The sequence below is a fragment of the Campylobacter sp. genome, assembly GCF_019423325.1.
GTDB lineage: Bacteria > Campylobacterota > Campylobacteria > Campylobacterales > Campylobacteraceae > Campylobacter_B.
In genome coordinates, this window is the sequence record NZ_JAHZBQ010000002.1 from 438163 (window position 1) to 459192 (window position 21030).

Below are 21030 nucleotides of genomic sequence, written 5' to 3' on the forward strand. Positions count from 1 at the left end.
GCTTGCGCCGTATTAAATTTCAAGAAACGCTAAATTTAAAGACGCGGGCGATGAGATTAAAATTTTACGAAAAGCGTAAATTTATCCCGCTTAGCGATCGCGCGAGCTCAAGCCTTTATCGCGTAATCTCTGCAGTTCTTTGCAGCTGAGTGGCGGGCTATTTGCGGACTCGCCGCTCTCGCTTGCGCCGCCAAAAACCTCCTCATTCAAACGCAGCTCGTCAATGATACCAAGAAGCTGCAAAACCTCGGCCTTTATCCGCTCGGCGTCTTTTGACGTAGTGCGCGGCGAAAACAGCGCGGCTTCGAAGCGGTTTTTCGCGCCGTTTAAAAATAGATAAAATTTTCCGTCCATAAACGCCGCACTAAGAGCGATCTTGGGTGCAAGCTTAAGCTTCAAAGCCCCGAGACGCTCCATAAAGCTAGGCGTCAAAAGATACCGCGCCTCGATCTTATCGCTCGCAAACACACGAAATTCCTCTCCGAAAATCACGTCGTCCATCAGCTCCTGATCGCCTAAAAATTTGGTGCCGGGCGAGCGGTCCGCGATGATAGTTTGCCCCTTAAATTTCTTATAAAACTCGCACACCAAAACCGAGCCGCTAAAGGCTTGCACATATTCGCCGAGCCTCCAAGCGTTCCAAAGCGCGATCGCCGATAGCAAAAAAGCCGCGGAAAGATCGCTCTTGGACCTTTGAGATAACTCTACAAGCCTCATAGATTCTCGCGTTTCATAGATTTTTATCGCCTCGCTTAGGCTAAATTTTACCCCTTTATACACGCCGTCTATCTGATCCTCGGCTACGAATTCATTCCGTGGATAGATGCCCGTTTTGCGGATTTCTTCTTCGTCTATGCCGCTTTGCGGCTCGTATCTAAAGGCAGGATCGATATCTGAAATAATAGCGCGGATGAAGGCGTCTTTGTAAAAGGCGTTGTACTCCCACTTAGCGATGGAATCATCATAAATCCCCCATACGCAGCTTACCGCAATTATCGGGATCATCGCGGACATCAGCACGGCGGAGGAGTATTCGTTTTGGATCAAGCCGTGGATAAACCAGCCGACGGAAAAAACCGCGATGCATAGCAATAAAATCAGCGGTTTTAGAAATTTTATCTTGCACTGCTGCTGCTTTTTTGCCAGCTCCTCTAACGCTCTGTCAATATCCAAAATTTAACTCCAAATTTGATTTGCCGAAATTTTACCCCTTATTTTACGCTAAATTTTATTAAAATTTCATCCGTTAAGCGGGTTTAAGATTTTTTATGCTATTTTTGCGACCTATTTCGATCAAAAGGCGAGAGATGATAAATTTACCGAAAAATTGCGTGGTTTTTACCTATCCGAAAATGGGCAACAGCGGCAAATTTTTGCCCGCAGAGTTGCGCGACGCGGCGGGGCTTACGGGCTGCACGCTTCAGTGCAAGGCCTACGAGAGCGAGTTTGCGCAGATAAAAGCCCTCGGCTTCGAGCTTATCGCCGTAGGCAGCATGGGCGAGGCGGGCACGAGCGAGTTTAAGCGCGCTACGGGCGCCTCGTTTGAGTTCATAAACGACGAAAAATTCGAGCTTGAAGCGCCGCTTGGGCTCGAAACCTTCACTACCGGCGACGGGAAGAAATTTTACCACCGCCAAACGCTGATTTTTCGAGGCGGCAAGGAAGTAAAGCGCTTTAGCCGTATCGCTAAGCCCGAGCAGGACGCACAAAACGTACTTGCGGCGCTAAAGAGCCTATGATCGATCGCTTCGGCGGCGCGCTTTAAATTTCGCACTCCAAACACATTGCGACACAGGGCTGAAATTTAGGGCAGAGGCGCATTTTCCTTAAATTCAGCATTTTTAATTAAAATGGCGCTAAATTTAACGGAGGCGGGTATGAAAAAATTTCTATTTTTGGCGCTATTTTGCGCACTTGCGGCAAACTGCGGCGAGAGCGCGCGAGCGGATAAAATTTCTGCGGCGGGCAAAACAACGAGTATTGACGAGACCGCCACGCAAAACGCGCACTTTATAAAGAGTGGCGAAGCAAGCGCCGGCTCGCAAAGCAGTGCCGATGCGGTCATTCAAACGGACGGAATTTCGCGGGCGGATCTGCAAAGCTGCATCGTAAAAAGCGACGAAGGCTCCTGTGATCGCGTCGCACGCGGTCTGAAAAGCGGCTGCGAGCGAAAAGATCAGCTATCGTGCTTTTTCTACGCAGATGCGCTAGGGCGGGGCTTGGGCGTGGAGAAGGACGTCGTGGCGTCGTTTGAGCTTTTTCGCGAGCAGTGCGATGCCGGCAGTAGCGAGGCGTGCTACGAGCTATCGGTCAAATATCTCCAAGGAATCGGCACCCCTCAGAGCTTTGAGCTCTCGGGCGAGGCGCTAGACAGGGCGTGCAAAATGCGCAATAAGCGCGCCTGCGCGGTGCTCGATCTACTGCCGAAAAATTAGCGCGACAGAGGCGATAAAATTCCGAGCTTCGAGCGCAGATAGGGCACGTGAGCCTTTTAAATTTTAGCGGGCGATGGGTGCGGCGCGATGAGGCGGTAAATCGAAGCGTGCGAGCGGATAAACGAAAAAGGAGCAAAGATGAAAGCTTTAAAGCTTGCGCTGGCTGCAGCGCTGGTGCTTAGTTTAGCAAACGCGGACGGCGAAGCCAAAGAGTTTAAATTTAGCGGCGCAAAAACCAGCGCGCTTTTAGAAAAGTGCAGTAAAAAGGACGCCGCCGCATGCTACGAAGCGGCGATGAGATACGAGCTGGGCGGTCGCGGCGTCGTGCGAAACCGCCTCAAAGCGCAGGGCTTTTTCGCAGACGCGTGCGAGCTCGCCACCCTCGCCGAGCGGAAGCAGGGAGATAAAATGAGCGGCGCAGGTGGGCGCGCGATGAGCGATCTGCGCGAGCGAGCCTGCCTAGGCAACGCGGCGGCGCTGGAGAGCTTCGCGAGCGGGCAGTGCCGCAGCCTCGTGATATACGATGAGCTTTGCGAGGGCGGCTCGCAGGAGGCGTGCGACAATCTGGCGCGGATGAAGCGCGAAGGCTGGGCGCCTAAGGAGAGCTGCAGCGAGGAGATAGTCGCTAAATTCGGCGACGGCAAGCCGCAAAGATGAAATTTCACCCTATTTTGCAGCGATAAAATTTTTGGAATTTTAGCAAAATAAAATTTGCCGAAATTTTAGTAAAACTCGACCGAAAATGGTAACAAGGCGGGCTAAATTTTTAATTCTAAAACGCGTTTAAATTTGCGTCGTAAGCGGCGTCAATTTTTAGGCTCAGTAGAGATTAGAATTTGTGCAACAAGGCTCTTTGAATTGCAAATCGTGCGTGACGGCCAGGCTAAAATTTTAAGAACTAGAATTTAAACGAAATCTGCAATTTAGCCGTGACGATGATATAATTTTTAGAATTTTGCAAGCGTAAAATATCAAAATTTTATGTATCTACGTCGAGCCGCCCTCCCAAAAAAAGCGCGAAATTGGAATTTTAAACTGCCGTCTTGTGCGAGGAGGCGATAATTTTAGGCAGCGAGAATTTCAATTAATGCGGATTAAAATTCAAGCGTAACAGGCAAATGCGTGCATCGCAAGCGATGTAATTTCAAATATGGGCTCAAGGCTAGCAAGCCGCGGAATTTAAACGCCACGAGCGATAAATTTCAAAACGCCTATTTTAAAATTGCGAGGCGGGGATTTAAATTTAAGTGCGGTGAGCGATTAAATTGCAAAAGGAAGCTTAAATTTAAATATCGCAGCTCACAAATTATGCGATGAAATTTTGCGCCTAAATTCCGCAAGATTTGGTGCGAGATAAGCGTTTAATGATATCGTAGCTAGATCATTAAACCAAGCTTCAATCACGCTTAAAACCCTATTTACCGAGCGCTTGCGCAAGCGGGTATTGCAAACCGCCGAAGTAAAAAAAGCCTGATCGGAAGCGTTTGCGGCGTATATCCCAACCGACCACGCCTCATATTTTGCTCTATAGCCTAGCTCGCGCACGAAATTTAGATTTTGAAATTTAGCGCAAAAATATTATAATTTCGCCCAAATCACGGCTAGGACGGAAAATGAACTCACGCGTGCAAAACGAATATCTAAAATCAAAAATTATGAGCGCCGAGGAAGCCTGCGAGCTGATCCCAAATGGCGCATCGGTGGGCTTTAGCGGCTTTGTTGGGGCGGGCTGCGCGCTAGCGCTACCACAAGCTCTAGCGCAACGAGCGACAGCGCTGCACGAAAAAGGCGAGCCCTATCAAATCGAAATTTTTACAGGCGCATCGACCGATCCACTTTTAGACGGAGTTTTGGCAAAAGCAGGTGCCGTGAGCTTTCGCGCGCCGTTTTTTACGGATGCCGATATGCGCCGTGCGATAAATAGCGGCGCCGTGCGATACGCGGACGTGCATCTATCAAGCCTTGCCGCGCAGCTTAAGGCGGGCTTTTTTCCGCATCTAAACTTTGCCGTGATCGAAGTAGTGGCGATTAAAGAAAGCGGCGTGCTCGTGCCGTCCACGTCGCTAGGCAACAACCAAGCCTGGCTCGATATCGCCGATCGCGTGATTTTAGAAGTGAATTACTATCAGCCGCTTGAGCTGGAGGGCATTCACGACGTTACAGATCTGCGCCTACCTCCGCACGCTACGGATCTGCCGATCAAGCACGTAGGCGATCGTGTAGGCAGCCCTTACATGCATGTAGATCCCGCCAAAGTAATCGCTATCATAGAGGCTAGGACGCATGATCGCGTCAATAATTTTACTGCCGTGGATGAAATTTCAAGCGCGATTGGGCGAAACGTCGTAAAATTCTTAAAAAACGAGGAAGCTTGCGGCAGACTTCCCGCAAAGAAGCTGCTGCCGCTACAATCGGGCATCGGCAACGTCGCTAACGCCGTGCTTAGCTCACTACAAAATGCTGGCTACCAAGGGCTGCAGTGCTACTCCGAGGTGATCCAAGACGGCATGCTAGATCTCATCAAAAGAGGCGTCGTAGGCACTGCAAGTGCCACAGCGCTATCGCTTAGCCCTGCAGGTGTCGAGGAATTTCAAAAAAACATCGATTTCTACCGCAAGCACATCATACTGCGTTCGCAAGACGTCTCCAACTCACCAGCGCTTATCAGAAGGCTTGGCGTCGTGTCGATGAATGGCATGCTTGAGGCAGACATCTACGGCAACGTAAACTCCACTAACGTAATGGGTTCGCAGATGAAAAACGGCATCGGCGGTAGCGGCGACTTCGCTCGCAACGGATATTTGTCGCTATTTTTAAGCCCGTCACTCGCTAAAGGCGGCGCGGTCAGCGCTATCGTGCCGTTCGTGAGTCACGTTGATCATACCGAGCACGACACTCAGGTCATCATCACCGAATACGGCATCGCCGATCTGCGTGGTAAATGCCCTCGTGAGCGGGCTCGCGCGATGATAAGTATCGCGCATCCCACTTACCAAGACGCGCTGAGAGATTATTTCGAGCGGGCATGTGCGCAGCCCTGTGCGGGGCATACTCCACACATCCTAAGCGAGGCGCTGTCGTGGCATCAAAGATTTAAGGATACGGGGAGCATGAAGGCTTAGAGCGAATTTGCTTGAGCTAATGGGCTAAAGCCTAAAATTTAAGCTCATTCTTGCTGAAGCGGGAAAGTTTGCACTTAAAAATTCCGCCTGCATTTGAAAGCGCTATCGCTACTTAGAGCAAAACTCGTTAAAATTTTTATTTTTGCAAAGCTCGCGCGAAATGTTTATTATATGAATGAATTGAAAATTTGCGCCATAAAATTTTAAAATTTGCAGGCGGGTTTAAGGTGCGGAATTTAAAATTTTATCGCTACGGAATTTTAAAATTTAGCCCTAAATTTGCAGCTCGCGCATTTCAAATTTTAAAATTCTACGGCTTGGAATTTTAAAATTTTGAACTTCGCAAAATTTCATCCATAGATCCCCATTAAATTTTAAATTTAGCTCTCACTTCATTTGCCAAGCCAATCCTAGCTATAAGGCGCGCCATAAGTTTGCGATAAAACCGCGTAGTATTTGCCAAGATAAATTCCGTATTAAAGCAGCGACTTGCTAAATCAGAATTTCTCGCCTTACGAAGGCGATCTTTGGGCTATAAATTTAAAAAGACGAGCTATAAGCCTCGGCGAGATGAGATTAGAATTTTATCCTCGAAGGCTCCATCGGTTTGCTGTAGAAGTAGCCCTGCATATATTTAATCCCCATCTCCTCTAAGATGATTGAAATTTCGTGGTTTTCTACGTATTCGGCGATGAGCTCGTAGCCCTGCTTGCGCGCAAAGTTAGCGATCGTTTCGACGATGGCGCGCGAGTTTTTGTCGTTTGCGATGTTTTTGATGAGCGCTCCGTCGATCTTTATATAATCCACGTCGAGCGTTAAAATTCTATAGTAGTTGGAGTATCCGCTGCCAAAATCGTCTATCGCGACCTTGCAGCCGTAGTTTTTGGCTACGGCGATGAAGCTGCGTAGACTCTCGTAATCGTCAAATTCCTCGCTTTCTAAAATTTCAATAAATAGATTTGAAGCATTTGGGCTGGATGCGAGTTTGCGCTCTAAAAGCTCCTTGATGCCTTCGTTTGCGATGTCAAAATATGAAAGATTTATGCTAAAGCAAGTCCCTGCGAAGCGGTCTAGCAAGCGAAAGGCTTCGTTTATTACGACCTGAGTTAGCGGGATGTAAAGCGAGGTTTGCTTTGCAATGTCGATAAACTCACCCGGGCAGCGCGTCTTGCCCGAGCGATCGATTAGGCGGATTAGAATTTCATATACTAACGGGACATAGTCGCCGCCCTCGGTGCCGTATGTATTGCCGCTAGGATCGCGGTGGGTGATATCAAATATCGGCTGGACAAGCACAAAGACTTAGTTTTTCTTGATCGCGTTTTGAATGGTGTTGATCATAATCTGGTTTTGAAGATATTTTTCCTCAATCGCATTTGGGCGCGAGTAAAAGCCCACGTGCTCGTTTTTGCTCTGCGCCTCATACATCGCCATAACCGCCTGAAAGACCCTATTTGCGCCGCCCGCTACATCTGCGCGCTCGCTTACGCCCATCGTGATATTTAAAGGCGCGGAGGCAAAGCCCTCGGTGGTATGGAGATTAAAGACCTTGTCGGTGAAGTATTTGTTTATGATCTCCACGTCGCGCGCGACATTTAGTCCATCGTAAAATAGGCAAAACTCATCCGATTGGATGCGAAAGATACTGGCTTTGATCTCGTGCGATTCGATACACATCGCAAGCGTACGCGCAAAGGAGCGCAGAATTTCATTCGTCGTCTCCGCCTTGTAAAAAAGCCGCAAATTTGCAAAATTTACGATAGTGATGTAGATCGCTACGCCCGTTTTTTCGGCGTTTATTAGCTCGTATAGCGCTGCTTCGTTGCCCTGGCCCGTAAGATGATCGATATAGACTTGATTGTTTAAGCTCTCCTTCGCGCTCGCAAGAGCTAGCTTCATAATCTCGCGCTCGCCGATGTCATGAGCGTAAAGCGCATATAGCGGCGGCTTGGATGCAGCAGCGATATTTGCTAGTCTTAGGCTCACATCGGCTAGCTCGCCGTTTTTACGAAGCAGGCGCGTATCTTTGGCGCTTTTATTTACCATCGCAGGAAGTTCGATCCCTTTATCTTTGGGCATCAAAACTCCAAGATCGCTTCCTTCCAGCTCGCTTTGTTCGTAGCCGCTTAAGCTAAGCGCGCTTTTATTGGCGTATAAAATTTTAAAGCTTTGATCTGCTAAAACTATCGCTTCGCCTGCTTGCTTGCATAATGCGCGATAGGGCGCGAGGGCGCGTTTGCTACGCAAAGCATTGGAATTTATGATGTAAGTAAGCAGTAAAAACGACAAAAACACCGCCGTGTAAAGCATCGTCATTTGCATAAACGAGCCGTAAAATTCCTCGCTAGCGTAATAAAATCGCTCGCGCAGGCTTACGAAGCGCTCGTTTAGCAATGAGAGATTATCGCTTACGATGATATTTTGACGCTCGAAATTCCTTAAAATTTGCCGTGCGATTCCTATAAACGCAGCTTCGTCGGGGCTTGACGCATCTGCGCTTTCTAACGCGCTTTTTAAAGCAGATATTTCGGAGCGATTTTTATAGTTAAGCCCTAAAATTTGAGAGTAGAGATTTGCTCTTTGCGCACTTGCGCCGCTGGATAAAAATTTTTGCTGAAGACTTTGAAAAAGGATTAAATTCTGCGAATTTAAAGCCCCAAGCTCATCCAAAAGCGAAATTTTATCGCTAAAAGCGCTTCCGATCGCGCGCACATCGCTACTAAGTCCGATTTTATCGATGATTTTGTCTTTTTGTAAAGCTTGCAGCACCTGATAGATGCCGCGCATATCGGCATTCGCGATCGAAAAGTCCCTTCTTGCGATCTTTGCATCAAATAATATATTTAAGCGGTTATCAGCGTTATCGATCAAAGCTAGCTCGCGCGAAATTGTGCTAAATCTCGCTACATCTCTTAGCGACGAGAAATAATTCCCGGCGATGATTATGCCTAATATCATAATCCCCGCCATCAAAGCCCACATTATCTTATCTTTCATCCTGTGCCTCCGTCATATCGCCTTTAAGTGTAGCTAAAAAGCTCATCAAAGCATCAAGCTCCTCATCGCTAAGATCGTATTTTAGCAGATCCTTTGCGATCTGCCGCACCGCAAGACGCAAATCCGTCTGCCCGTTTACGTAAGGTGCGGTTTGCGTGATATTGCGCAAGCTAGGCACGCGGCGCAACTCAAATCCATCGGAAGTGAGCCTATGCTTAGGCGCATCCTCCTCTTCCGCGCTTGGGCGAATTTTAGTAAAGCTGCCGGTGCCTAGGCTAACGCCGTTATGACATGCCGAGCACAGCCGCACAAAAAGCACATATCCGTTATATTCGGCATCATTTAGCTTAACCTCGCCGCGTAAAAATCGGTCAAATTTGGAATTTATCGCCGTTTTGGACTTTAAAAATTCTTTCAGCGCATCAATGAAGTTCGCCGTATTCGCCTCGCCGTAAGCACTTTCAAAAGCCTGCTTGTAAGCTAAATTCTTCCTGATAAGCTCTAAAATTCTATCTTCGCTCGCATCAAGCTCGTTCTTGCCAAAAACAGACATCGCGATCCGCGCTTCAAAGCCCGCGAAATTATAATCGCCCAAGTAACGATCAAAATAATAAGAATTTATGAGCGTAGGCACGCGTCCGTCGCGCACCGAAGCGCCCGAATCGTTTAAATAAAAATTGTGGCAGCTCTCGCAGGAGCGGCCTTTGCGGCTAAATCTTACGTCAGTAAAAATTTTTGCGCCCAGCCGCGCCTTTTGCGGGTCATATTTAGGCACCTCAAGCGGCGTAAAAAGATTGCCGCAAAGCCCCAAAAGCGGCGCTAGGCTAAATATAAAACAGCTTAAAACTCGCTTCGATATCATCGCTTATCATCCCGCCTTTAGCCCGCTTTTTCAAAATCTCCTCGATCTCGCGCTCGCTGACCTCCGCGCCGTCCATATGCAGGTGCCACGCGGCGTTTTGTACCGCTTCTTGCAGACTGCGTTTTTGCTCGCGCCTCTCGGTTAAAATTTCGCTTTTAAACTTGATGTCGCGCGCCCCGAGCAGCGCCTCAAACTTTTCGGCGGCGGTAGCAAGCCTTTTAGCTCCTGTGCCGAAGCGCTCAAACAGCGGCGCTAGCATAGATGAATTGCGCTCGCTCGCCCAGTTTAGATAAATTTTTCGCTCGCCCAAAGCCAAAAACGCCTCAAAATCTTCCGTGCTTTTTAGCGCAGGGCTCATCGTAAGAAACGCGATGTCAAAAACTGCGGGAATTTTAAAATTTTCGCTCTCGCGGCTTCTACTCGCAGAATTTTTAAAATTTAAAGCCTGCGCTTCTTGATCTTGCGCGTTTGAAATTTTACTTTGCGGGTGCGGATAAATTTTAAAATTTTCGCCCGCCGCGTCTGCAAAACCATCGCGGCTCAGCCGCTCGCAAAACTCCGCAAAGCTTAAATTTAATACGTTTTGCAAGCTGATGCCAAACTCCTCCGCGCTGCGCCTTAACTCGCGCAGCATCCCCTCCGAGCTATCGATCGCCGTAACCTTGGCGCCCAGCGACGCGAGATACAGCGAGTAAACCCCCGTGCCGGCGCCCACGTCGAGCAGGCTTTTGCTCGCAAAGCTCACGCCCCAGCCGCGCAGTATCTCAAACACCCGCTTGCCGAAACTGCCCGGCTCGCCGCTAAATTTAGCGTAACTTTCGGACTTTTTGTCCCAGCTATTTTCATCTGATTTTTCGCCGATTTTCTCCACCGCTAGCCTTTAAATTTTTTGTAATAATAGCAAAATTTGGCAATTTTTCCGAATTTGGGCTATAATAAATGCTTTCAAAATCTAGGCGAAAGGGCGTTCATGGCGGACGTGACGATAAGAAATTTGAACTTTGCTTACGAAAAACGCGAAATTTTAAAAGATATAAACTTAAACTACGAGCTGCGCGATTTTTTAGCGATTTTCGGGCCCAACGGCGGCGGCAAAAGCACCCTTTTAAAGCTGCTTTTGGGGCTGCTGCGACCAAGCTCGGGCACGATCGAAATTTTAGGCAGATCACCCGCGCTTGCCAGAGCGCAAATGGGCTACGTACCGCAGTTTATAGCGATAAACAAAAGCTTTCCCATAAGCGTGCTCGAAGTCGTTTTAATGGGGCTGATAGATAAGAAAATTTTCGGCTTTTACTCTAAATCCGAGCGCGAGCAAGCCATGCAAGCCCTGGGGCGCGTAGGTATGCAAGACCTTGCAGGGTGCCGTATCAGCGAGCTTAGCGGCGGGCAGAGACAGCGCGTTTACATCGCACGGGCGCTGTGTGCGAAGGCTAAAATTTTACTTCTCGATGAGCCGCTAGCGAGCATCGACACGATGGGGCAGGTTCAAATTTACGAGCTTTTAAAATCCCTAAACGAAGGCGGCTGCGGCATAATTCTAATCAGCCACGACGTGCAGCTTGCGCTAAACTACGCAAACCGCGCTCTTTATGTTGCAAACGGCTCGGCGCATACTCATGAGATCGATCCGGGGGGTAGGGCGGAATTTTTAGATCACCTGCGACGCGAGCACGGACACTTCTGCGCCGTCGATCTCGCGCTTAACGAATGCTGCTGCAAGGAGGGCGAAAATGGCTGAAATTCTATCCTACGACTTCATGCGAAACGCCCTACTCGGCGGACTTTTGGTCAGTATAGTCTGCGGTGTCGTGGGCTCTTTAGTCGTGATAAATCGCATGAGCTTCATAGCAGGCGGCATCGCGCACGGCGCATACGGCGGCATCGGCATCGCGCTATTTTTAGGTATCTCGCCCGTGCTGGGAGCTAGCGTATTTGCGCTGTTTTTGGGGCTGCTAATCGCCTACGTCACGCTGCGAAACACCGAGCGCTTCGACGCCGTAATAGGCGCGATATGGGCGTTTGGAATGGCGCTTGGGATAATCTTCGCCGATCTCACGCCCGGGTACAAATCCGATCTGATGAGCTTTCTGTTCGGCTCGATCTTAGCGATAAATCATGAAAATTTGATCTTCATCGGCATTTGCGGCGCGGCATTTGTGTCGCTTACGGCGTGCTTTTACAGGCAGTTTTTAGCGATCAGCTTCGATAAGGAATTTGCCCTGCTGCGCGGAGTTAATACGAGCGTCTTTTACTACGTCCTCGTAGTGATGGCGAGCCTCGCGGTGGTCGCGTCGATTCAGATCGTAGGACTAATCTTAGTGATCTCGCTGATGACGATTCCGCCTTTCATCGCCGAAAAAATTTCAAAAAGCCTAGGCTCGATGATGGCGATAAGCTGCGCGCTATCGGCGCTTTTCTGCGCGGCGGGGCTTATTTTGAGCTTTAAGCTCAATCTAACCAGCGGCGCCTCAATAATCCTAGTCGCCTCGGTCTGCTTTTTCGCAAGCTCGATCTTTAGCAAACTTCGCGCCTAAAAGCCCGCCTAGCTCGCTAAGCAGGATGCCTGCGAGTATCAGCGCCGCGCCGAAAATTTGAAGCGCGCTTAGCTTCTCGCCGAAGGCATACCCCATAATGCCCGCGCTTACGGGCTCTAGCGCGAAAATAAGCACCGTTTTTATCTCGCTTACGCCGCGATTTTGCGCCATCGTTTGGATCACAAACGCCGCGACGGTGGCAAAGATCGAGGTCAAAACCAGCGCGAAAACGAAATCGAAGTTCGGCGAAAAGATCAAATTTCCAAGTACCTTTATCTCGCCTTCAAACTGCGCGTGCGGAGTGAAAACTGCCGCGATCAGCGCGCAGACGCAGACGCAGATAAACTGCACGATCACAAAGCCGTAGAGGTTGCTTTTGCGCGCGCAGACGCCGGTAAAGACGATGTGAAGCGCGTATGCAAACGCCGAAATCAGCGTCAACCGCTCGCCTATGCCAAATCCCACCGCGCTTGCTCCGCTTAAAAAATACAGCCCCAAAAGCGCCGTGGCTGCGCCGCCAAAGGCGCTCGCAGCGATCTTTTTGCCGAAAAACGCAAGCATCAAAAAGGGCACGATGACGACGTTTAGCCCCAAAATGAACGCCACCGTCGAGGAGAGCGCATAATCAAGCGCTATGGTCTGGCACGAAAAATCACAAAATAGCATCAGCCCGCAAAACACGCCCCGCCCTATCGTGCCGCGGTCAAATTTGACGCCGAAGCGCAGGCAAGCGAGGTAGGTAAAAATGCTCGCCGCCAAAAAGCGCCAAAACAAAAAGCTAAAAACGTCGCCGCTATGCAGCGCGTGCTGAACCGGCACGAAGGTACAACCCCAAACGATCGCTACGAAAAGCAGCCCCAGATCCCACAGCCTGCTAGGCGGAACGGGATTTTGCGCGCGGCTTTGCGCTGAATTAGAATTTTGCCCGAAACTCTGCGTAGAATTTAAATTTTTTACGGAGTTAAAATTCTGTGTAGTATTAGAATTTCGCGAAGCGCCAGGGTTTCGCGCGGCGCCATAGCTAAAGCTCTGCGGCGTATGAGCGGAGTCCGGATCGTTTGCAAGAACCCCAGTAAAATTTTTCTTTGAGCGTCGCGTATGGGCGTCAGCAAGGCTTTTTGCGGGGCTTAAATTTGGCTCGTCTACGACGCTTGCACGGCTTAGCGAACTCGCGCTATTTGCGCCGTTATGAGCGGAATTTTTCGTAAAATTTAATATAAAATTTCGTTTGAAATTTCTCGCGAAATTTTCGCAAGGATTTATTGTGGGGGCTTTTGCGGAATTTAAAGCTTTATTTTCGGCGCAGTTCGGAATTTGCGCGGACTTTAAATTTAGCACAAGAGCCGCGGAGCTTAAAGCGGATTTTCTTTCAAGATTTTTGACGCGCAGGGCGGAATAGGGCGCGACGAGACTGTACACGGCAAAACCGACCGAGGCACGATTGCGTGCGGCGAAACCAGCCGAAGCGGGATAAAATTTTAAATTTCGCACGCTCATAAAATTTAACTCGGCGGCCGCATCTTGAAATTTGAAATTTCTTTTGAGGCGGGGAGCGGGAGCGAAATTCGACGTACCGCCGCGCGCCGTGTTTTTAGCGCGCTCGCGCGCTGGATCTAAAATAAAATTTAAAGCGGGTTTTGAATTAAAATTTTCCGCGAGCTCCGAGATAGAATTTTTCATAATTTGAAGTAAAATTTCGCCGAGATTTTAGTGCGGTTGCGCCTATCTGATCGTCTTTATGGCGTTTAAAATCGCGCCCGAGTTTTTACGAAACTCCCTTTCGTTTTTACTTAAAAAATCGAAGCTTTCGTTGATAAAGGCGCTACTGAATTCGCTACTAAAATCGTCTCCAGGCTCGCGTCCGACGGCACTTTTAAAGCTTTTAGCAAAGCTCGCGTCGGCTCCTAGTTCGCGTGCCAAAGGGCGAATGATTTCGTAAATTTCATCAAAGGCATTGGTGCGCAGATAGTGGCTAAATAGCACCTCGCCGCTCATTATCGCCTTAGTATCGGCTTCGGACATATCTTTTATTTTAGCGAGTACGAGCTTTTTGATCGGCTCTACGGCAAGACTTAGCTTCTTGCTCGCCAGCCTTTGCATATTCTGCACGGCGATGCTTTTTTTACCCGCGCGCTCGGTAATGTAGCTAGGCAGATCGAGCTCGTAATCCTGCACGCCAGCGCGTTCGTATTCATTTGCAGCGCGCTCGATCAGAGTGCTTAGTGAGTTTTTAAAATTTTCGCTATCGCCCGCGCCCGCGCTAAGCATCACGTCCAGTCCCTTTACGGCGACCTCCTCCCAGCTAGCAGTCGCAAATAGCGGTAATAAACAAAAGATTAATTTTTTAAGCAAAGTTTTTCCCTAATTAAAAATTGATTATTTTATTTCGAAAATTTTAATGTATAATCAACGCTTTTATAATACCAAAAGGGCTAAATATGGAGCTTTTACTCATCGCTTTCGCGCTTGCGATGGACAGCGTCGCGCTTAGTATCTCAAACGGCGCGAAATATCCGAATTTCAAATTTACACAGATCGCGCGTGTCGCGTTTTTCTATGCAGCGGCTCAGTTTATAATGCCGCTTGCAGGCTACGCTTTGGGGATAAACTTCGTAAAATTTATCGCGCAGATCGATCACTTCGTCGCGTTTGGAATTTTATCGTTTTTGGGCGTTAAGATGATCATTGAATCCCGCCGCGAGCAGGACGAGCCAGATCTTCGCCTAAGCACGAAGGAGCTGGTGCTTGGCGCGATCGCTACCAGCATCGATGCGATGGCCGTGGGCGTGACCTTCGCGTTTGGCGAGATAAACATCCTCTACGCCTGTTGCGTAATCGGGCTCATCTGCTTCGCGCTGTGCGTCGCGGCATGCTACGCAGGCAAGCTAACGGGCGAATCCTGCACTCAAAGGCGCTCGTTTTGGGCGGCGCGATTTTGATCTTAATCGGGGTTAAAATTTTACTCTCGCACCTCGGCGTTATCGGTATTTAGCGACTTTTAATCGCCGCTTTGTGATAATCTTTAAAACTAATTCGCAGGAGCGAAAATGAAAAATTTGATAAATTTAACCAGCGGCGACCGATTAAATTTGCGCGTCGAGGGCAAAATTTTAATCAGCGAGAGCGTCAAAAACGGCAAAACGAGGCAGACGCAAAAGGAGTTTGCTAGCACGGACGAGGCGCAAAAAGCCTGCGTGAAAAAGAAGTGGGAGAGCCTAAAAAAGGGCTACATCATGCAAAACGCGGATGCGAGGCCTGGCGAAACGGGCCCGCACGTTTACATCGGCGGCGGATACACGGGCGCGCTGGCGTTTGCGAGCTTTGAGGGCGAAAATTTCGTCTATAAATGCGGCGGCTACAAAGAAAACGGCTCGGTCGATTTTTTGACTAGGCTGGGCGCGGACGGCGCGATAAAAGGGGATATTATTTTGCCAAAGCCGCTTGCGTGGCATGCGCAGCGGGCGGGCGAAATTTTACTTTTGGATTTGGATCATTTTATTTTCAAATTTGATCCAAAAACGGGCGAGTTTGCCGACCTTTCCAAAGAGCTAAATTTTAAAAGAAATAGAGAATTTACGAGCCGCGTTTGTGCTGCGGGTGCAGCGGGCGAGACGGCGGCGTTTGCGATGTTCGGTCAAATTTTTACTTTGCGCGGCGGCGAGATTTCGCCTCTTGCCGAATACAAATCCGAAATGAAAAGTTACACGCCAATCTTGTGCGCCGCGCTCGACGGTGACGGCACGCGACTTGCGCTTTGCTGCAAGCAAAACGAGATCAAAATTTTAAACACGCTAAACGGCGAAATTTTAAACGAAATAAAGGGCGACTTCGGCATTTTTGATAAAATTTGCTTTTTAGCGGACGGCTCGATATTAGGCAAGGAGCGCTATACGGGCAAGCTAATTTGCCTTGACGCTAAAAGCGGCGAGCGACTTAATCCTGCATGGTTGCGGGACGAATGCGCCGAGGCGGACGAGCTTTGCATTAGCGAGGACGGTTCGAGGCTCGCGCTAATTAGCTACGACAAAGCCCGCATCATCGATCTAAAAAGCGGAAATTTGCGTCTTAGCTTTGAGCTCTCGCACGTCGTGAAGCGCTGCGAGGCGAAATTTGAGCGCGAAGGCGGCAAGGAATTTTTGGCCGTGCGCACCGACTACGGCTGCTTTAGCCTATATCGCATAAATTCGGTAAAACCTAACCTTTAGATATGCACTTTTTAGCTTATAAATCTCCTCTCGCCTTTTAAATTAATGCGCCCAATTCTGCACTGTTCCAACATAAAGCACAATAGTCTATATAAAATTTTAAATAACAATATTTTAATCGTGGCACATAAGTATGAAATGAGGATTTTATTTATATTCTCATTATCAAATGAACAGATGTAGCCAAAAAATAACAAATACTTAAATCACATTCTTCTAGACTATAATAATCTCGCTCCCATTTGGCATTGGCATTTCGGCGATATTTACGCTATTTTACAATCAGTCATTAATAAGAGCTAGAGGTGCGGAACACAATATGGCTACTAAAAAAAAGTAGATGAAAATTTATAAATTTAGGCTCAATTAAACTTAAGCAGATTCTCTCTTATCAGTTTCAACAGTTTCTGATATAAGTTTTCCTGTGTAGTTTTAGTATTATATCTAAATTCGCATTCCTTTAAATGAAGCAAGAAATTCTCTTTCTTAATACCTTTAAATTTAGCTAGTCTATGTTTAGCATAACCCCAGAAGTTTTCTATGCCGTTTATATGATTTTTACCGTTAGCAAATTCATTCTTTGAGTGTTTTATCCTGTAGTGTGCTTTGGCTCCCTAATCTACTAATCCGTCATAAGCTTTCCAGCAATCTGAATAGATAGTAGAGCTATCAAGCTCGCTATATTGAGATAATATAGGTATCAACTCACTAGCAGAGCAGTTTTTAACTATCTGGGTATAAACTTTGCCGTCTCTTTTAAGCATACCGAATACCAGTGTTTTATTTGCTGCTCCTCTACCTCTTTTTCCCCTTAGCCTTTTAGATCCAAAGTAGCTTTAATCTATTTCTATTTCGCCTGAAAACTTAGATATCTTCTCGCACTCTTTGGATATCAAAATTCTAATGCTTTTTAGAATTTTATTAATGGAAATTCTAGAAATTCCGGTTAAATTTGACATTTTAGTAGCCTCTATATCTTCTGCAAAATACTTGAGAATTTCTCTAAATTTCTTTTCTGAAATTCGGGAACGAACTATATATTTATTTTTCATCGACAAAATCATAGTTAAAAACTCCTTTGAAAGTTTTTAACTTATCTTGAGCCAAAATTAATTATGTAATAAACAGAAAATAAATAAAAAGTATAGTAGAGGACCTGCAAATATGCTTTGATCTTATATGAATAAAACTAGCTATCGGTTATCTATGTCCACAGATTGAACAATGGTATTAAAGACAATTTTATAATATATTAAAATATCTTTCATTTCTAATATACTAAAATTAGAGAAAATAAGGTAAAATAAAACATTTAGAAATTTATGAGATTTAGTTTCTTTGAATAGGCGAAGCAAGGATGGTGGTATGAATTTGGAAGACTTTTTATCTGTGGCTAAAAAAGATTACAATAGTATTTTTGGCAAAGTTGAACATTTAAATAGTATCAATGGAGTAGATGTGGATCTCAGATTTAAATTTATCCAATTTGATCCAAATGGGGATCCAAAAATTAATTTACTAATAAAAAAATTATTAAGTTATTTTACTCATTACTGTTTTTCTGCACAAAAGCGAAGAATAAACGAGTTGCCAACGGAACAAGAAAGAAATGAAATGTATCGTGAAGCTCAAAAGCTTTTTAGAAAATGGAAACAAGAAGAGATTACAGATAAAAATAAGCCTGCATCTGGAGAAATAGGAGAAATGATATTATGGTTTTTAATGGAAGCCGTATTGGAATCACCTCAAATGGTCGCAAAAATGGATCTAAAAACAAATAGACAGATGGAATCTTTTGGTTCTGATGGTATTCATATGAAGATAATTGATGATATTTTAAATATATTTTTTGGAGAAGCAAAACTCTATAAGGATGTTGGAGAAGCTATGGATAGTATTTTTGAAAGTATTGAAAAATTCCACAAAGATAAAATGTGGGAGCATGAATACAATATGGTGACTACTCATTTTAAATACCTAAAAGAAGGCGAAAAGCAAAAAGTTTTTGATTTTATAAGTGGCAAAATACAAAGCCAAGATATAAAAATAAATCATGCCTGTTTAGTTGGATATGATTGGAGTGAATACAAAAAGCTTGATGATCAAACCAGAAGACAAGAATTTATTGATACATTTAAAACTAAATACCAAGAAGATACCATTAGGCTGGCGAGATTAATACAGTCGCGGTTTGAGAAGTTTTCAAAAAAGCAATTTCATTTTGAGGTTTTCTTTTTGCCAGTTAAAAGCGTACAAGAATTAAGAGATAAATTTAACGAGGAGCTTTGAATGAATGATTTAATTGAAAAACTCATTAGGTATGATATTATAAATTATTTATCAGCTCTAAACATTAGACAGGATAATAGTTTGGAGCAATTTAGCGAAGAAGAAATTCTGCAGTTGTGTAAGTATGCTTCTTTGTTGGCATTATCTGATAAGAATGATGAACAAATGCTTTCATATGAAATTTCTACAAAACTATTTATTAATTTTTATGAAAAATATCCGGCTTTATATTCTATTGTTTTTAGTATTCTCTCGAGGTTGGGTAATTTTCCCAATAGGGATTTATTAAAAAAATATAAACCTTCTGAAGAATTTCAACCGCAAAGTCTCTTAATCGATCTAGAAAGAATGGCAAGAGAACAAGAAAATCAACTCATATTGCAAAATAACGAGCAAATTTTTTTAACAGACTTTCAAAAGCGATTTTTTGACGTATTGACTGATAGGCATTTCTTTAGTGTGTCTGCTCCAACATCTGCGGGCAAATCATTTATTTTTACTCTAGCAATAGTAAAAAGACTACTTAAAAATCCTAATGAGGTGATTGTTTTAATTGTTCCAACCAGAGCATTAATTAAAGAATTGAGTGAAAAAATAATAAAAAAATTAAAACATTATAATCTATTTGGAAAAGTTGATGTCAGAATTTTGCCTATTTTAGAAGATAAAACAAATGATAAAGGCAGAGTATATGTGCTTACTCAAGAAAGGTTGAGCACTTTATTGGAAGAAAATATAAAAATTAATACATGCTTTATAGATGAAGCGCAAGAAATACAGAATAATAGGGGTGTGGTGCTGCAAAATACAATTGAGCTTTTAATCAAAAGAAACCATGATATAAATTTATTTTTCGCTAGCCCATTAATTAAAAACCCTGAGTATTTTAATAAATTGTTCAAGCAAAAATTTGATAATGAGTATTTCATAGAAAATATATCACCCGTTGGACAAAATATTTTATTGTTAAGCGAAATCAAAAATAAAACAAACAGCGTATTTATTGAAAATATAGATTTTAACTCGCAAAGAAAAAATTTAGGCGAATTTAAATTAGATTTTAAATTTAGAAAAAATGAAAAAATAATTTCTCTTGCCGAACAAATCTGTAGAGAAGATGAACTTACATTGATATATTGTAATGATCCAAGTGAGGCTGAAAAAAGAGCTTTATCGCTAACGAAAAAAATAAACGATACTGATACTGATGATGATGAAATCGTTGGTTTAATAAATTTCATAAAAGAAGATATACATAAGGATTACTCAATAATTCAATGTCTTAAAAAAGGAATCGCCTACCATTATGGCTATATGCCATCTTCAATTAGGGCAGAGATTGAACGTCTTGCTAATATTGGGAAATTGAGGTTTGTATTTTGTACTAGTACTTTGTTACAGGGCGTCAATTTGCCTGCAAAAAATATTATAATATCACGCCCCAATAAAGGCAAAAACCAACCTATGAATCGAGCTGATTTTCTAAACTTAATTGGAAGGGCCGGGAGGCTTTTATATGAATTTCAAGGAAATATTTGGTGTATAGAGCCAAATCAGTGGGAGTTAAAAAGCTTTGAAGGTAATAAGCTCCAAGAAATAGAAGCTTATTTTGAAACTTCCTTATTAACAAAAACTGATGAAATTATAGAAATTGCCAAAGATCAGAATAATGATAGTAATGAAGTTGCTGTTTTTGGAAAATTTTATTTAGATTTTATTGTTAATGAACAAAATATTGATAAATTTAAAGAGTATAAAAATTATGAAAAAATTCAAAATTTATTTGATATTTCCAAACTAATTACACATCAATTGCCAGATAATATTATAAGAAAGCATTATTCAATCCATCCTACAAGATTACAAAAGATGTATGTGTATTTTAAGGAAAATAGTAGTAATGATTTAAATGAATTTATTCCTAAAAAAGCCTATCAAAAACATACAAATGATAATTTAAAATTAATTTTCAAGCTTATAGATTCAATGCTGTTCAACAAAGGGGATAAAAATAAACAATATGAACTTTTTAGTTTTATTGCCTCATCTTGGATACATGATAAGCCGATAAGTCAAATTATATTAGAAAGAAACAAATATACAAAAGAAAACATTAATTCTACTATAAGAGAAGTTCTTAAAATAATAGAAGAACAGATCAGGTATAAATATGTTATTGCGGCACATGCATATTTAGATATATTGAAACTAGTACTTTTAGAAAGAGATAAAGATTCTGATGTTGATTTGATTCCAAATTTACCATTATATCTAGAGTGCGGCACATCAGATAAAACTATCTTGAGTCTTATTTCGCTAGGATTATCTAGACTTACTAGTATTAAATTAAAAATGTCGAGGCAATTCTATTGTGACGAACCAACGGTTACTAATTGTTTTTATGCTCTTCAAAAAATTGATATCAAAAAGCTTAATATACCAGAAGTTTGCAAGCATGAAATTATGGGATTGATTTTGTGAAATAATTAAGTTAATAAAAAACAAAAACTATAATTATAGGCAAAGATATTTGTTTTGGAATTTTTAAATAGTTTAAAAAATTGTTATAAGATGGTAGGTCCAATC

16 protein-coding genes and 2 pseudogenes are annotated in these 21030 nt (G+C 44.3%); 10 read left to right on the forward strand and 8 right to left on the reverse strand.

All coding sequences use genetic code 11. The features are described from left to right. Positions 1-90: 90 nt before the first annotated feature. Positions 91-1173 (reverse strand): DUF3137 domain-containing protein, encoded by a 1083-nt coding sequence (locus QZ367_RS07100; protein ID WP_291938950.1) that lies wholly within the window; start codon positions 1171-1173, stop codon positions 91-93. A 134-nt stretch (positions 1174-1307) separates the two neighbouring features. Here QZ367_RS07100 and QZ367_RS07105 point away from each other — a divergent pair, with 134 nt between their 5' ends. From QZ367_RS07105 to QZ367_RS07120, 4 genes are all read left to right on the forward strand, one after another. Then, positions 1308-1739, forward strand: a complete 432-nt coding sequence (locus tag QZ367_RS07105) for a redoxin (protein WP_291938952.1) — start codon at positions 1308-1310, stop codon at positions 1737-1739. Between the two features lie 138 nt (positions 1740-1877). Beyond that, a complete protein-coding gene (locus QZ367_RS07110) occupies positions 1878-2435 on the forward strand; it encodes a sel1 repeat family protein (RefSeq protein ID WP_291938954.1) in 558 nt (185 codons plus the stop codon). A gap of 138 nt (positions 2436-2573) precedes the next feature. Next, complete coding sequence (locus tag QZ367_RS07115; RefSeq protein WP_291938956.1) at positions 2574-3092, forward strand: hypothetical protein; 519 nt, start codon at positions 2574-2576, stop codon at positions 3090-3092. A 956-nt stretch (positions 3093-4048) separates the two neighbouring features. Then, positions 4049-5557 carry a succinate CoA transferase gene (locus tag QZ367_RS07120; RefSeq protein ID WP_291938958.1) on the forward strand — a complete coding sequence of 503 codons (1509 nt, stop codon included), beginning with the start codon at positions 4049-4051 and terminating at the stop codon, positions 5555-5557. Positions 5558-6133: 576 nt separating this feature from the next. On the opposite strand, the gene QZ367_RS07125 is transcribed toward QZ367_RS07120, so the two are convergent. From QZ367_RS07125 to QZ367_RS07140, 4 genes are read right to left on the reverse strand one after another with little or no spacing between them, the layout of a single operon-like run. Then, entirely contained in the window at positions 6134-6853 is a 720-nt protein-coding gene (locus QZ367_RS07125) for an EAL domain-containing protein (RefSeq protein ID WP_291938961.1), read from the reverse strand. A 6-nt stretch (positions 6854-6859) separates the two neighbouring features. Next, entirely contained in the window at positions 6860-8554 is a 1695-nt protein-coding gene (locus tag QZ367_RS07130; RefSeq protein ID WP_291938963.1) for a PAS domain S-box protein, read from the reverse strand. Continuing rightward, positions 8544-9416, reverse strand: a complete 873-nt coding sequence (locus QZ367_RS07135) for a cytochrome c peroxidase (protein WP_291938965.1) — start codon at positions 9414-9416, stop codon at positions 8544-8546. The genes QZ367_RS07130 and QZ367_RS07135 overlap by 11 nt, the downstream gene beginning before the upstream one ends. Continuing rightward, positions 9379-10287 carry a bifunctional 2-polyprenyl-6-hydroxyphenol methylase/3-demethylubiquinol 3-O-methyltransferase UbiG gene (locus tag QZ367_RS07140; RefSeq protein ID WP_291938967.1) on the reverse strand — a complete coding sequence of 303 codons (909 nt, stop codon included), beginning with the start codon at positions 10285-10287 and terminating at the stop codon, positions 9379-9381. The genes QZ367_RS07135 and QZ367_RS07140 overlap by 38 nt, the downstream gene beginning before the upstream one ends. A gap of 99 nt (positions 10288-10386) precedes the next feature. On the opposite strand from QZ367_RS07140, the gene QZ367_RS07145 reads away from it, so the two are divergent. Next, on the forward strand, positions 10387-11154 hold the full coding sequence (locus tag QZ367_RS07145; RefSeq protein WP_291938968.1) for an ABC transporter ATP-binding protein: 768 nt from the start codon (positions 10387-10389) through the stop codon (positions 11152-11154). Then, entirely contained in the window at positions 11147-11950 is an 804-nt protein-coding gene (locus QZ367_RS07150) for a metal ABC transporter permease (RefSeq protein WP_291938970.1), read from the forward strand. The genes QZ367_RS07145 and QZ367_RS07150 overlap by 8 nt, the downstream gene beginning before the upstream one ends. On the opposite strand, the gene QZ367_RS07155 is transcribed toward QZ367_RS07150, so the two are convergent. Beyond that, on the reverse strand, positions 11894-13369 hold the full coding sequence (locus QZ367_RS07155; protein WP_291938972.1) for a DMT family transporter: 1476 nt from the start codon (positions 13367-13369) through the stop codon (positions 11894-11896). The genes QZ367_RS07150 and QZ367_RS07155 overlap by 57 nt on opposite strands. Positions 13370-13672: 303 nt before the next feature. Next, on the reverse strand, positions 13673-14302 hold the full coding sequence (locus QZ367_RS07160; RefSeq protein WP_291938974.1) for a hypothetical protein: 630 nt from the start codon (positions 14300-14302) through the stop codon (positions 13673-13675). 86 nt (positions 14303-14388) lie between these two features. Between QZ367_RS07160 and QZ367_RS07165 the strand changes: the two are divergent. Both QZ367_RS07165 and QZ367_RS07170 read left to right on the forward strand, forming a co-directional pair. Further along, positions 14389-14942 (forward strand): annotated as a pseudogene (locus QZ367_RS07165) (manganese efflux pump MntP family protein). A 55-nt stretch (positions 14943-14997) separates the two neighbouring features. Continuing rightward, entirely contained in the window at positions 14998-16155 is a 1158-nt protein-coding gene (locus QZ367_RS07170; protein WP_291938976.1) for a hypothetical protein, read from the forward strand. Positions 16156-16517: 362 nt separating this feature from the next. On the opposite strand, the pseudogene QZ367_RS07175 reads toward QZ367_RS07170, so the two are convergent. Then, positions 16518-17219: pseudogene (locus QZ367_RS07175) on the reverse strand (IS1595 family transposase). A gap of 301 nt (positions 17220-17520) precedes the next feature. On the opposite strand from QZ367_RS07175, the gene QZ367_RS07180 reads away from it, so the two are divergent. Together QZ367_RS07180 and QZ367_RS07185 are read left to right on the forward strand one after the other, a co-directional pair. Continuing rightward, positions 17521-18444, forward strand: a complete 924-nt coding sequence (locus QZ367_RS07180) for a DUF1837 domain-containing protein (RefSeq protein WP_291938978.1) — start codon at positions 17521-17523, stop codon at positions 18442-18444. Beyond that, positions 18445-20925: a DEAD/DEAH box helicase gene (locus tag QZ367_RS07185; protein ID WP_291938980.1), complete on the forward strand. Its 2481-nt coding sequence runs from the start codon at positions 18445-18447 to the stop codon at positions 20923-20925. It begins immediately after the preceding gene. Positions 20926-21030 lie beyond the last annotated feature (105 nt).

Excerpts from the sequence above, each read along its gene's own strand:
- QZ367_RS07120 (WP_291938958.1), top strand. The coding sequence starts at position 4,049 with ATGAACTCACGCGTGCAAAACGAATATCTAAAATCAAAAATTATGAGC.
- QZ367_RS07105 (WP_291938952.1), top strand. The coding sequence starts at position 1,308 with ATGATAAATTTACCGAAAAATTGCGTGGTTTTTACCTATCCGAAAATG.
- QZ367_RS07185 (WP_291938980.1), top strand. The coding sequence starts at position 18,445 with ATGAATGATTTAATTGAAAAACTCATTAGGTATGATATTATAAATTAT.
- QZ367_RS07115 (WP_291938956.1), top strand. The coding sequence starts at position 2,574 with ATGAAAGCTTTAAAGCTTGCGCTGGCTGCAGCGCTGGTGCTTAGTTTA.
- QZ367_RS07145 (WP_291938968.1), top strand. The coding sequence starts at position 10,387 with ATGGCGGACGTGACGATAAGAAATTTGAACTTTGCTTACGAAAAACGC.
- QZ367_RS07135 (WP_291938965.1), bottom strand. The coding sequence starts at position 9,416 with ATGATATCGAAGCGAGTTTTAAGCTGTTTTATATTTAGCCTAGCGCCG.
- QZ367_RS07110 (WP_291938954.1), top strand. The coding sequence starts at position 1,878 with ATGAAAAAATTTCTATTTTTGGCGCTATTTTGCGCACTTGCGGCAAAC.
- QZ367_RS07130 (WP_291938963.1), bottom strand. The coding sequence starts at position 8,554 with ATGAAAGATAAGATAATGTGGGCTTTGATGGCGGGGATTATGATATTA.
- QZ367_RS07180 (WP_291938978.1), top strand. The coding sequence starts at position 17,521 with ATGAATTTGGAAGACTTTTTATCTGTGGCTAAAAAAGATTACAATAGT.
- QZ367_RS07150 (WP_291938970.1), top strand. The coding sequence starts at position 11,147 with ATGGCTGAAATTCTATCCTACGACTTCATGCGAAACGCCCTACTCGGC.
- QZ367_RS07170 (WP_291938976.1), top strand. The coding sequence starts at position 14,998 with ATGAAAAATTTGATAAATTTAACCAGCGGCGACCGATTAAATTTGCGC.